The organism is Salmonella sp. FC25216, from assembly GCF_057751355.1.
On record NZ_JBDGON010000009.1, the window covers coordinates 111,009 to 123,243 of the forward strand.

Consider the following 12,235-nt stretch of genomic DNA (forward strand, 5'->3'; position numbering starts at 1 on the left):
CATGCTGAGTAACGATATTCTGCGTAGCGTACGCTACATTTTAAAAGCTAATAATACCGATCTGGCGCGTATCCTGGCGCTGGGTAACGTTGATGCTACGCCGGAGCAGATTACGGTCTGGTTGCGCAAAGAAGAGGAAGAGGGTTTTCAGCGTTGCCCGGATATCGTGTTGTCCTCATTTCTCAATGGCCTCATTTATGAAAAACGCGGCAAAGATGAGGCGGCGCCTGCGTTGACGCCGGAACGCCGTATCAACAACAATATGGTGCTGAAAAAGCTGCGTATTGCCTTTTCGCTAAAAACGGATGATATCCTGGCGATACTTACCGGTCAGTTGTTCCGCGTCTCGATGCCAGAGATCACCGCTATGATGCGCGCGCCGGACCATAAGAACTTCCGCGAATGCGGCGATCAGTTTCTGCGTTATTTCCTGCGTGGTCTGGCGGCCCGTGAACACGCGGCGAAAGCCTGAGTTGGATTGTCTTTTCTGTCTGAAGTGATGCGATGTCGGTGTTTTATCCGGCCTACAAATGCTGTTTCTGAATGTAGGCCTGATCAGTGCAGCGCTATCAGGCAATACAATGCCGACACGATGTACGTTGTCAGCACGCCTTGTCGGTTATTTCGCTTCTTTAAAACCAGCGGCTTCCAGCAGCGTCTGGGGCGGTTTCATGCCGATACCCTTACTGGCATCGTCGGACGCCATCGTCCCTGAAATTCCCTGTAACGCCTTAAAGTTCACTTTTTCCATATCCACAGAGACGTTTTCCTGCGCAATTTAGCAGTCCGGATAGGGAGTCTTAGCGCTATTGCTTATGAAGGAAAAAGTTAAAACGCGGCGGGTGGGGCGATAGTGGATGCCAGGCCGGACTAAGCTGATAAAAAAGCCGGGGCATGCCCCGGCTTGTTGCTTATTTCACCTGCTGGCCAGGCTTTGCGCCGTCATCAGGGCTTAACAGGAAGATATCTTTCCCGCCAGGGCCTGCCGCCATCACCATTCCCTCGGAGACGCCAAAGCGCATTTTGCGCGGCGCGAGGTTGGCGACCATTACCGTCTGGCGACCGATCAGCGCCTGCGGGTCCGGGTAGGCGGAACGAATACCGGAGAAGACGTTACGCTTCTCGCCACCCAGATCCAGCGTCAGACGCAGCAATTTGTCGGAGCCTTCCACAAACTCGGCGTTTTCAATCAGCGCCACGCGCAGATCGACTTTCGCAAAATCGTCAAAGGTGATGGTTTCCTGAATCGGGGAGTCTGCCAGCGGGCCGGTCACCGGCGCTACCGCCGCTTTCACTTCTTCTTTTGAGGCGTCGACCAGCGCTTCGACCTGCTTCATGTCGATGCGGTTATACAGCGCCTTGAAGGCGTTGATTTTATGGCCCAGCAACGGCTGTTGAATACCCTCCCAGCTCAGTTCGCAGTTGAGGAAAGCCTCAACGCGTTCAGAAAGCGTCGGCAGCACTGGTTTCAGATACGTCATCAGCACGCGGAACAGGTTGATGCCCATGGAACAAATGGCCTGCAGGTCAGCGTCGCGGCCTTCCTGTTTAGCAACCACCCACGGCGCTTGCTCGTCAACATAACGGTTAGCGACGTCGGCCAGCGCCATAATCTCACGGATAGCTTTGCCGAATTCACGGCTTTCCCATGCTTCGCCAATCACCGCAGCGGCGTCAGTAAAGGTTTTATACAATTGCGGATCGGCCAGTTCAGCCGCCAGCACGCCGTCGAAACGCTTATTGATAAAACCAGCGTTACGCGAGGCCAGGTTGACTACTTTATTGACGATATCGGCATTGACGCGCTGGACAAAGTCTTCCAGGTTCAGATCGATATCATCAATGCGCGACGAGAGCTTCGCGGTGTAGTAATAGCGCAGGCTGTCGGCGTCAAAGTGTTTCAGCCAGGTGCTGGCCTTAATAAAGGTGCCACGCGATTTGGACATCTTCGCGCCGTTCACCGTGACGTAGCCGTGAACGAACAGGTTGGTCGGCTTACGGAAGTTGCTGCCTTCCAGCATGGCAGGCCAGAACAGGCTGTGGAAATAGACGATGTCTTTGCCGATGAAGTGGTATAGCTCGGCACTGGAGTCTTTTTTCCAGTACTCTTCAAAGCTGTTCATGTCGCCGCGCTTATCGCACAGATTTTTGAAGGAGCCCATGTAGCCAATCGGCGCGTCCAGCCAGACGTAGAAATATTTGCCCGGCGCGTTCGGGATTTCGAAACCAAAATACGGCGCGTCGCGGGAAATGTCCCACTGCTGCAGGCCGGACTCAAACCACTCCTGCATTTTATTCGCCACCTGCTCCTGTAGCGCGCCGCTGCGGGTCCACGCCTGTAGCATTTCGCTGAATGACGGCAGGTCAAAGAAAAAGTGCTCGGAGTCACGCATTACCGGCGTTGCGCCGGACACCACCGATTTCGGCTCGATAAGTTCAGTCGGGCTGTAAGTTGCGCCGCACACTTCGCAGTTATCGCCGTACTGGTCCGCAGATTTACATTTCGGGCAGGTGCCTTTCACAAAGCGGTCCGGCAGGAACATGCCTTTTTCCGGATCGTAGAGTTGAGAGATGGTACGGTTCTTAATAAAACCGTTCTCTTTCAGGCGACCATAAATCAGCTCGGACAGCTCGCGGTTCTCATCGCTGTGCGTTGAGTGATAGTTGTCATAGCTGATATTAAAACCGGCAAAATCGGTCTGGTGCTCCTGGCGCATTTCACCGATCATTTGCTCCGGCGTAATACCAAGCTGCTGCGCTTTCAGCATGATCGGCGTGCCGTGAGCGTCATCGGCACAGATGAAGTTAACCTCGTGGCCGCGCATTCGCTGGTAACGGACCCAGACATCAGCCTGGATGTGCTCCAGCATATGGCCGAGGTGGATAGAGCCGTTGGCGTACGGCAGCGCGCACGTTACCAGAATTTTCTTCGCGACTTGAGTCATAGTAGGTATTACTTCTTCTGTTGTAAAAAAGGGCTTTGATAGTACCAAAATGGTAATTACTGCGCCAAGCGATAAGGGCATTTATCCGTAAATGAATAATTGTTACCGCTGGAGTAAACTACAAAGTTACAATCGTACTTTTCAGAACTACAAAAGGAGTCGGGATGAACGAACAATCCCAGGCCAAATCACCAGATACTCTGCGAGCGATGGTCGCCGGGACGCTGGCGAATTTTCAGCACCCAACCCTGAAGCATAACCTCACCACGCTTAAGGCGTTGCACCACGTCGCCTGGATGGACGATACGCTGCACGTTGAGGTGGTCATGCCGTTCGTCTGGAACAGCGCGTTTGAGGTATTAAAAGAGCAATGCAGCGCCGATCTGTTACGTATTACAGGCGCAAAAGCGATCGACTGGAAATTGTCGTATAACATTGCGACGCTGAAACGCGTCAAAAATCAGCCTGGCATTAATGGCGTGAAAAACATCATTGCCGTGAGTTCCGGTAAAGGCGGGGTGGGTAAATCGTCTACGGCGGTAAACCTGGCGCTGGCGTTAGCGGTTGAAGGCGCAAAGGTCGGGATTCTTGATGCCGATGTTTACGGTCCGTCGATCCCAACCATGCTTGGCGCAGAAGATCAGCGCCCGACATCGCCAGACGGTACGCATATGGCACCGATTATGTCTCACGGCCTGGCGACCAACTCGATCGGCTATCTGGTGACTGACGATAACGCGATGGTATGGCGCGGCCCAATGGCCAGTAAGGCGCTGATGCAGATGTTGCAGGAGACGCTGTGGCCGGATCTGGATTATCTGGTACTGGATATGCCGCCGGGAACCGGGGATATTCAGTTAACGCTGGCGCAGAACATTCCTGTTACCGGCGCGGTCGTGGTCACTACGCCACAGGATATCGCGCTGATCGACGCCAAAAAAGGTATCGTGATGTTCGAGAAGGTGGAAGTGCCGGTGCTCGGCATTGTGGAAAATATGAGTATGCATATTTGTAGCAACTGCGGCCATCACGAACCGATCTTCGGCACGGGCGGCGCGCAGAAGTTGGCGGAGAAATACCACACTCAGCTTCTGGGACAGATGCCGCTGCATATCAGTCTGCGCGAAGATCTCGATCGCGGTACGCCGACGGTGGTTAGCCGTCCGGAGAGCGAGTTTACCGCGCTCTATCGCGAACTGGCCGATCGCGTCGCGGCGCAGCTTTACTGGCAGGGGGAAGTGATTCCGGGTGAAATCGCCTTCCGCGCGGTGTAAGCACTCTAACGTATTCCAAAGAGAATATGACATTCACTGCATTAATATATATTGATGCGGTGAATGCATTAAATAAATAATAGAGCTCGTATTGTTAATTCCTGCTAAAACAGGCAGGCGTTTATCTGAAATAATCGACAAAAACATTATTTGAATTGATCATATCTATCCTACTGATTTATTTTTTCAATTGGTTTTAAGGTGCCGATACGTCCATACTGCTTATCAGGACGGCCTGCATATTGTTTGACGTTCATCAGAGGAACAATTACTCACTATGAAAAAATATTTGCTGATGGGAATTATAGTCTCGGCTTATGGAATAAGCGTCCCTGTTTTTGCTTCCGATACCGCAGCATTAACCATCAGTGGAAAAGTGACCGCGCCGACGTGCAGCACGGAAGTGGTTAACGCGCAGTTGCAGCAGCGTTGCGGCAACACCATCCACGTTTCAACACTGCAACCACCCGCCGCCACACCGGTGAGAGGTGTGACGACGCAGCTATACACAGTGCCCGGTGATAACGACCGCCAGATTATTGTTAGTCGTTACGACTAATCTATATTAATACTGCTTGCCCACATCATTAATATCAATGATGTGGGTTTTTTTATTTATATTATTTATATTTAAGAGCAGTAAATTTCGGAAATTAATAAGTTTACAAAATAATGATAAGCAATAATTATTTGTTGCGATTATATTACAATCTGTAAATTGCTTTAAATCAATAAAACATCGCGTTTACATTGCGGTAACTTCCCATCTATGAGAATTTTCTTCGCAAGGGTTAATAACTCTTAACAAATAGAAATTACTTCATTAAGGAAGAGATTATGAAACGTTTACTTATTGCTGCTTCTGTATTGTCTGCTATATTTATGAGCGCTGGGGTTTTCGCTGCTGATTCTGACCAGGGTGAATTAATTATTACCGGTAAGGTTGTGGGAACTACCTGTAAATTTACCGGGGAGACTACCGCCACTATTGGTATGAACCAGATTGGTGTTGATCGCTTAAATGGACTAAATGCTGGTGATGTTTATGAAGGATATTCAAATAAAACCACCGCGCCGCTGACGGTTGAATGTACCGGGGATAAAGCACCACGTATTACTTTTTCCAGCTCACAATTTGATAGTACGCGTAACTTTATTACCCGTAATACGGCATCGGCTAACGGCGCTGGTTTTGTAGTCTACTATGGTGAGGGCTTTACTCAGCGGGTTAATCCTGATGATGGCATTGAGTTAACAAAGACAGCAGATAATAAATATACGTTGAATTTTAGCGCGCGTTATGCAAAACAAGGCACCACTGTTACCGCTGGCGATGTCGCCTCCTCGCTGACCATGACCGTTGTTACTGATTAATCTCTCGCTTATCGGCGGCTACGGCCGCCAATTTTTTTCGATAACAAGGATAATTATAATGAAAAAACTAGTCGCATTATTGCTGGCCGGTTCGGTCATGCCCGCGTGGGGAGGTATCTATATTTATGGCACTCGTATTATTTATCCGGCGCAGAAAAAAGAGATTACTGTACAATTAATGAATGAAGGCAGCCGCAGTTCGCTGGTGCAGTCGTGGATAGATGACGGCGACACCAGCCTACCGCCGGAAAAAATTCAGGTGCCTTTCGTCATAACGCCGCCGGTTGCGAGGGTTGGTGGTGGGTCCGGTCAACAGTTGAAAATTAAACAGTTGACGAATAGCCTGCCGAAAGATCGTGAAAGCCTGTTTTTTCTTAACGTCCTGGATATTCCGCCTAACCCAGCGGAGTCTGAAAGTCAGAACATCATTAAATTCGCTATGCAGAATCGCATTAAATTTATTTATCGCCCACAAGGTATCACTGGTGTAGGTAAAAATAGTTTTTCGTATCTGCATATCAGGTATACCAGCGGTAGTATTACTATCAAAAACAATTCAGCCAACTGGATAACTATTCCTGACATAACAGGTAATTCAAAAATTAATAAAGAAACACTATTACTGGCACCCTGGTCGGATAAAACGGTTACTACCGCCACTGTTGTTAATTATTATAAAGTCACCCTTATTGATGATCATGGTAACTATTTGAGTGAAAAAATAAAAACTGGAAAATAGCTCAAGGACTGATTATGTCAAAGATAAACTCCATTACGCTGGCCATATTGTCAGTGCTGGTAACTTCATCCGTATGGGCGGAAGAAGAAACGTTTGATACCCACTTTATGATTGGTGGATTAAATGGCGAAAAGATTTCCCGTTATCAGATTGATGGCGATAAGCCCATGCCCGGCATGTATGAAATGGATGTTTATCTGAATAATCAGTGGCGCGGTCATTACGAAATCAATATTAAAGCCGATCCGGACGCGACATGCTTAACCTGGGCGCAGTTACAGCAAATTGGTATTCGTACCGACAATATTAAAGCAGATAAAAATGTGGATTGCGTACCGCTGCGTGCGGCGGTACAGGGCGGCAGCATTGACTATGATATCGGGCAGTTTATGCTGAATTTACGCGTACCGCAGGCATATGTGAATGAATATGAGCCAGGTTATATGCCGCCTGAAACCTGGGATCGTGGGATTAACGCTTTTTATACCTCTTATTATGCCAGCCAGTATTACAGTAATTATAAACATGGCGGCGATGATAAAAGCAGCTATGTGAGCCTGAATAGCGGATTAAACCTGCTGAGTTGGCAACTGCATTCCAATGCCAACTATACAAAAAGCAACGAGGGTAGCGGCCAGTGGAAAAGTAACACCCTGTATTTGGAACGCGGCATTCCGCAGATTCTCGGCACGCTGCGCGCCGGAGATATGTATACCGGGTCGGACATCTTTGACGCCGTGCGTTTTCGCGGCGTGCGTATCTGGCGCGATATGCAAATGCTACCAAACTCGAAACAGAGCTTTACGCCGGTAGTGCGTGGGATTGCTCAGAGCAACGCGCTGGTATCTATTGAACAAAATGGTTTTATTATTTATCAGAAAGAGGTCCCTCCCGGTCCATTCGCTATTGATGATTTGCAGCTTGCTGGCGGCGGCGCGGATTTGGATGTTAGCGTAAAAGAAGCTGACGGTTCAGTATCACATTATCTGGTACCTTATTCATCGGTACCGAATATGTTGCAAGCGGGCGTGTCGAAATATGATTTTGCTGCGGGACGTAGTCATATCGAAGGCGCGAGTAATCAGTCTGATTTTATACAAGGTAGCTACCAGTACGGTCTGAATAATTTGCTGACGATATATGGCGGGACAATGTTGTCGGATAATTACTCTGCATTTGTACTCGGTACTGGCTGGAATACGCTGATTGGCGCGGTATCGGTAGACGCCACGCGCTCACATAGCGAACAGGATAATGGTGATGTTTTTGATGGGCAGAGTTTTCAGGTAGAGTGGAATAAATATGTTGCGCAGACCGGAACGCAGTTTGCTTTGGCAGCCTGGCGTTATTCGTCACGGGATTATCGAACCTTTAACGATCACGTATGGGCGAATAATAAAAATAATTACCAGCGCGATGAAAATGATGTGTATGACATTGCCGACTATTATCAGAACGATTTTGGTCGGAAGAACAGTTTTTCACTTAATATCAATCAGGCATTACCTGCCAACTGGGGATTTCTGGCGGTCAGCGGCCTGTGGCGCGATTATTGGGGACGCAGCGGAACCGGTAAAGATTATCAATTAAGTTATTCAAACTCCTGGCAACGTATTAGCTATACCTTATCCGTTAGCCAGACATATGATGAGGATCACCATGAGGATAAGCGTTTTAACCTGTATATCTCGATTCCGTTCTCATGGGGCGACGGTATTTCTACCCCGCGGCGCGATCTGTTCGTTTCTAATTCAACAACGTTCGATGATGACGGTTATCAATCGAATAACACCAGTTTAAGCGGCGTGGCGGGGAACCGCGATCAGTTTAGCTATGGCGCTAATCTGAGCCACCAGCGACAGGGTAGTGAGACAACAGCGGGCGGCAGTCTGGTCTGGCGTGCGCCGATAGCGACGGTGGGCGGCAGTTACAGCCAGTCGAATAAATACCAGCAGGCCAGCGGCAATATTCAGGGCGGTATCGTGGCGTGGTCCGACGGCGTGGCGCTGGCTCCCCGGTTGTCGGATACTTTTGCCATTGTTAACGCGCCGGGACTGCAGGGCGCAGCGGTGCAGGGCCATCGGTACTTAACCACGGACAGCAAAGGCTACGCTATTTATGACAGCTTAACGCCGTATCGCGAAAATATGCTGATGCTGGATCTTTCCAACAGTGATAGCGATGTTGCGTTATTGGGCAACCGCAAGGGTGCAGTGCCTTATCGTGGCGCGGTGGTACTGGCGGAATTTGAGACCGATCGACGTAAACCCTGGTACTTCCTCGCCCGGCGTCCGGATGGTTCTCCTTTATCGTTCGGCTATGAGGTAGAAGATAACGCGGGTAATAACGTCGGCCTCGTAGGTCAGGGTAGTCGGTTATTTATTCGCACCAATGATATTCCCGCGTCGGTACGTGTCGCGGTGAATAAACAGCAGAGGCAGTTCTGTACCATCACCTTTGAGAAGGTGATTAATGAGAATAAAGTCTATATTTGCCGATAAGGGATGCGTTTATGAAAAAATATGGGTTTTTGTTTTTACTATTAATCCCGCTGTTGGGACAAGCAAAATGTACGCCGAAAGGAACTACGAGCGCAACGCAACCTATTACATTGGATTTAACAACGGGATCAACAACGGTAAATTTTAATCCCAATTTACAAGGATCATTTGACTGCAATACGACAGGCGATAAAATGTACTATGCGACAAGTTTACAAGACTATATCGTTGAAATAAAAGATAGTGCCAGTAGTCAGTCAATTTTTATCAAACTGACACTTGAAAGTTCAGATTTTCCTGTTAATACAGGCAGTGATAGAATTGCCTCAGTTAAAAATTATTCGGTAGATGATACTCTGAATAATAAACAAATGACCCTTAAAGCATCGTACGTAGCCGCAATGTCATATAGTTCAGATAATGGCGAGAAAGTATACGGTAATTCGTTCAGCTTATCTAAGCCTGCGGTTAATTTTTTATCTAATAATTCATGTAACTCAAATATTTTGGCGTGGATAGTGTGTTCTGCCCTGCGGTTGTTTAGCAATGATAATGCCTACTCCCAATATTTGACGTTTACCGTCAAACACAAGCCCACCACCTGTCGTTTTTCACAGCCTACATATGAAATAAAAATGCCGGATACGACGTTAAATGAGATTTTGTCCGGCAATAACAGTAAAACGGGATCGACAAATCTGGTACTCAATTGCGACGGGGTTTATAATGTTACCACCAACCCGGTGAGTTTTAACGTGGCGCGCGGCAACTGGAACGACAACGGAACGATACTGAAAAACACGATAACCAATGGCGCCCAAGGCGTTGGTTTCCAGATTTATAACGGCACCGCCGCCACGCCGTTAAAACGGGGTGATGCTCTGATGAGCAGGTTAACGAAAATGGCGACAATCAATGATCAGTATACTTTCCCCATTACCGCGAGATACGTGCGTATAACAGGGGAAGCACTACAGCCTGGCGAAGTCCAAAGCAAAGTTATATTTGCCGTATCCTATGACTAATTAGCGTAATGATGATTTCCCCTGTTTCACGTACTTTCGTCAAGAAAGTACGTGCTTTTTTTACCGATGATAAAAAATCTCGCCGTCATAGGCTTTGATGATTTTTCCATCGGCATCGTTAATCAGCACATACGCGCCGCCCATATAGGTCCAGTGGGTACCGGCATCCGGCGCGGGCAGATTACGTAATTTCCACTGTTTAATATTGTACTCATCGGTGCGGTACATCTGCGGAACGGTATCACCGGGCTTGAAGTGTGTGAAGTCGGCAATAAAACTCTTTAACTCATATTGATCAATGCCCGTTGTCGCGGGGGCGGCCCATGCAAAACTGGTTGCAAGCAACAGCGCGCAAGGCAGCAACTTACTTTTCATACTTTTACCCTCCACATATGCGGGTCAGTTAACGTCGTGTGTATCATTTCTGCTGGTGGCGCATCTGACAAGCGCTATTTTGTTATCTCACGCCCCTTTTCGTAAAAAGTGTAAACGAAAGCGTCGTGCAGCAACATATCCGGCAGCAAGTTTGCCAGAACCGAATAGGTTTTGAGAACTATCTGATAACACTGAAATTATCATCCGCCACTGGCTGTAAATTTACATTGCCTGGCGCAGACAGTATGCTTAATAGCGAAACCCCGCTTAACACGGCGGGGCTTCACGACTCGGGGTGCCCTTCTTTATGAAGGCTGAGAAATACCCGTACCACCTGATCTGGATAATGCCAGCGTAGGGAAGTCTGACACTGCTCGTGTCCCTTCTTCACGCGGGCAGGAGCTGAACCATGCAGCCTGACCTGCACTGCCGTACGCTTGCGGCACATACGTTAAAACACTTTCGCGCGCTCTCCCCGCTTACGCACTGTATGACGAATGACGTCGTACAAACGTTTACCGCCAATACGCTGCTGGCGCTGGGCGCGTCACCCGCTATGGTGATTGATCCTGCCGAGGCCAGACCGTTTGCCGCCATCGCCAACGCCTTGCTGGTTAATGTCGGAACATTAACCGCCTCACGTGCTGACGCGATGCGTGCTGCGGTAGAAAGCGCTTATGATGCCAAAACGCCGTGGACGCTCGACCCTGTCGCGGTGGGCGCGCTGGAATTCCGTCGGCGATTTTGCCTGGAGCTCTTGTCCCTGCGCCCGGCGGCAATACGCGGCAATGCCTCGGAAATCCTGGCGTTAGCCGGCATGGCGCTGGGCGGACGCGGCGTAGATACCACTGAAGCGGCGTTGGCCGCACTGCCTGCGGCGCAGGCGCTGGCGCGTCAGATAGACTGCATCGTTGTGGTCACCGGAGAGGTAGATTACGTCACTAACGGTCAGCGCACGCTGAGCATTCCCGGCGGCGATCCGTTAATGACTCGCATTGTAGGCACCGGCTGCGCGTTGTCGGCGGTCGTTGCCGCCAGTTGCGCGTTACCGGGCGCCGCGCTGGACAATGTCGCGTCGGCCTGCTGCTGGATGAAACTGGCAGGCCAGGCCGCGGCAGTGCGTAGCGAGGGACCGGGCAGCTTCATCCCGGCTTTTCTTGATGCGCTATATCATCTGGATGTGGAGGCGCGCCAATGAAGAGAATTAACGCGCTGACGATTGCTGGCACCGATCCCAGCGGCGGGGCCGGTATCCAGGCGGATCTCAAGACCTTTTCCGCGCTGGGCGCATATGGCTGTTCGGTCATTACCGCGCTGGTGGCGCAAAATACCTGTGGCGTACAGTCGGTGTACCGGATAGATCCGGACTTTGTCGCCGCTCAACTTGATTCCGTGTTCAGCGATGTGCGCATTGATACCACGAAAATCGGGATGCTGGCGGAAACCGATATTGTCGAGGTCGTGGCGGAACGACTACAGCGTCATCATGTACGTAATGTGGTGCTGGATACGGTGATGCTGGCGAAAAGCGGCGATCCGCTGCTCTCGCCCTCCGCGGTAGAAACATTACGCGTCCGGCTGTTGCCGCAGGTATCGCTGATTACGCCTAATTTGCCGGAAGCCGCAGCGTTGCTGAATGCACCCCATGCGCGTACGGAACAGGAGATGCTGGCGCAGGGGCGGGCATTACTGGCGATGGGGTGTGAGGCGGTATTGATGAAAGGCGGGCATTTAGAGGATGCGCAAAGCCCGGACTGGCTCTTTACCCGTGAGGGCGAGCAGCGTTTTAGCGCGCCGCGTGTGAGTACCAAAAATACGCATGGGACGGGCTGTACGCTGTCGGCGGCGCTGGCGGCGTTACGGCCCCGGCATTGCAGTTGGGGAGAGACGGTAAACGAGGCGAAGGCATGGCTTTCGGCGGCGCTGGCTCAGGCGGATACGCTGGAAGTGGGGAAGGGCATTGGTCCGGTACATCATTTCCACGCGTGGTGGTAGTATACTG

At 50.0% G+C, this 12,235-nt stretch carries 11 protein-coding genes, 1 pseudogene and 1 riboswitch; of the genes and pseudogenes, 9 read left to right on the plus strand and 3 right to left on the minus strand.

The window, feature by feature from the left end; all coding sequences use genetic code 11:
• The first annotated feature begins 1 nt into the window (after window position 1).
• The gene (locus AC3G3F_RS18365) at window positions 2–472 is read left to right on the plus strand and encodes a YehS family protein (protein ID WP_023248295.1); all 471 of its coding nucleotides are present in this window, start codon (window positions 2–4) and stop codon (window positions 470–472) included.
• A gap of 147 nt (window positions 473–619) precedes the next feature.
• Here the strand turns inward: AC3G3F_RS18365 and AC3G3F_RS18370 are convergent.
• Window positions 620–775, minus strand: a pseudogene (locus tag AC3G3F_RS18370) (DUF1307 domain-containing protein); the annotation flags it as partial.
• Between the two features lie 136 nt (window positions 776–911).
• Complete coding sequence (gene metG / locus AC3G3F_RS18375) at window positions 912–2,945, minus strand: methionine--tRNA ligase (protein ID WP_023248293.1); 2,034 nt, start codon at window positions 2,943–2,945, stop codon at window positions 912–914.
• A gap of 164 nt (window positions 2,946–3,109) precedes the next feature.
• Between metG and apbC the strand changes: the two genes are divergently transcribed.
• The 6 genes from apbC to AC3G3F_RS18405 all read left to right on the plus strand — a co-directional run bounded on the left by apbC (window position 3,110) and on the right by AC3G3F_RS18405 (window position 9,858).
• Window positions 3,110–4,219 (plus strand): iron-sulfur cluster carrier protein ApbC, encoded by a 1,110-nt coding sequence (gene apbC, locus AC3G3F_RS18380; RefSeq protein ID WP_488395496.1) that lies wholly within the window; start codon window positions 3,110–3,112, stop codon window positions 4,217–4,219.
• Window positions 4,220–4,496: 277 nt separating this feature from the next.
• On the plus strand, window positions 4,497–4,778 hold the full coding sequence (locus tag AC3G3F_RS18385; RefSeq protein ID WP_023248291.1) for a DUF2574 family protein: 282 nt from the start codon (window positions 4,497–4,499) through the stop codon (window positions 4,776–4,778).
• A gap of 278 nt (window positions 4,779–5,056) precedes the next feature.
• On the plus strand, window positions 5,057–5,593 hold the full coding sequence (yehD, locus tag AC3G3F_RS18390; RefSeq protein ID WP_023248290.1) for a fimbrial protein YehD: 537 nt from the start codon (window positions 5,057–5,059) through the stop codon (window positions 5,591–5,593).
• Between the two features lie 58 nt (window positions 5,594–5,651).
• Entirely contained in the window at window positions 5,652–6,332 is a 681-nt protein-coding gene (locus AC3G3F_RS18395; protein WP_088733847.1) for a fimbrial assembly chaperone, read from the plus strand.
• Between the two features lie 14 nt (window positions 6,333–6,346).
• Window positions 6,347–8,833, plus strand: a complete 2,487-nt coding sequence (locus AC3G3F_RS18400; protein WP_053510425.1) for a fimbrial biogenesis outer membrane usher protein — start codon at window positions 6,347–6,349, stop codon at window positions 8,831–8,833.
• Window positions 8,834–8,844: 11 nt separating this feature from the next.
• Complete coding sequence (locus tag AC3G3F_RS18405) at window positions 8,845–9,858, plus strand: fimbrial protein (RefSeq protein WP_053528853.1); 1,014 nt, start codon at window positions 8,845–8,847, stop codon at window positions 9,856–9,858.
• Between the two features lie 60 nt (window positions 9,859–9,918).
• Here AC3G3F_RS18405 and rcnB read toward each other — a convergent pair whose 3' ends face one another.
• Complete coding sequence (gene rcnB / locus AC3G3F_RS18410; protein WP_048591779.1) at window positions 9,919–10,233, minus strand: Ni(II)/Co(II) efflux transporter accessory subunit RcnB; 315 nt, start codon at window positions 10,231–10,233, stop codon at window positions 9,919–9,921.
• A 281-nt stretch (window positions 10,234–10,514) separates the two neighbouring features.
• A riboswitch (TPP riboswitch) is annotated at window positions 10,515–10,611 on the plus strand.
• Window positions 10,612–10,642: 31 nt separating this feature from the next.
• Between rcnB and thiM the strand changes: the two genes are divergently transcribed.
• Window positions 10,643–11,431 (plus strand): hydroxyethylthiazole kinase, encoded by a 789-nt coding sequence (gene thiM / locus AC3G3F_RS18415; RefSeq protein WP_023248285.1) that lies wholly within the window; start codon window positions 10,643–10,645, stop codon window positions 11,429–11,431.
• Complete coding sequence (gene thiD / locus AC3G3F_RS18420) at window positions 11,428–12,228, plus strand: bifunctional hydroxymethylpyrimidine kinase/phosphomethylpyrimidine kinase (protein WP_023248284.1); 801 nt, start codon at window positions 11,428–11,430, stop codon at window positions 12,226–12,228. Before thiM ends, thiD begins: the two co-directional genes overlap by 4 nt.
• Window positions 12,229–12,235 lie beyond the last annotated feature (7 nt).

Bases quoted from the DNA above. Each gene is read 5' to 3' on its own strand.
- yehD (WP_023248290.1), top strand. From the start codon at position 5,057: ATGAAACGTTTACTTATTGCTGCTTCTGTATTGTCTGCTATATTTATG.
- AC3G3F_RS18395 (WP_088733847.1), top strand. From the start codon at position 5,652: ATGAAAAAACTAGTCGCATTATTGCTGGCCGGTTCGGTCATGCCCGCG.
- rcnB (WP_048591779.1), bottom strand. From the start codon at position 10,233: ATGAAAAGTAAGTTGCTGCCTTGCGCGCTGTTGCTTGCAACCAGTTTT.
- thiM (WP_023248285.1), top strand. From the start codon at position 10,643: ATGCAGCCTGACCTGCACTGCCGTACGCTTGCGGCACATACGTTAAAA.
- apbC (WP_488395496.1), top strand. From the start codon at position 3,110: ATGAACGAACAATCCCAGGCCAAATCACCAGATACTCTGCGAGCGATG.
- AC3G3F_RS18385 (WP_023248291.1), top strand. From the start codon at position 4,497: ATGAAAAAATATTTGCTGATGGGAATTATAGTCTCGGCTTATGGAATA.
- AC3G3F_RS18365 (WP_023248295.1), top strand. From the start codon at position 2: ATGCTGAGTAACGATATTCTGCGTAGCGTACGCTACATTTTAAAAGCT.
- AC3G3F_RS18405 (WP_053528853.1), top strand. From the start codon at position 8,845: ATGAAAAAATATGGGTTTTTGTTTTTACTATTAATCCCGCTGTTGGGA.
- AC3G3F_RS18400 (WP_053510425.1), top strand. From the start codon at position 6,347: ATGTCAAAGATAAACTCCATTACGCTGGCCATATTGTCAGTGCTGGTA.
- metG (WP_023248293.1), bottom strand. From the start codon at position 2,945: ATGACTCAAGTCGCGAAGAAAATTCTGGTAACGTGCGCGCTGCCGTAC.
- thiD (WP_023248284.1), top strand. From the start codon at position 11,428: ATGAAGAGAATTAACGCGCTGACGATTGCTGGCACCGATCCCAGCGGC.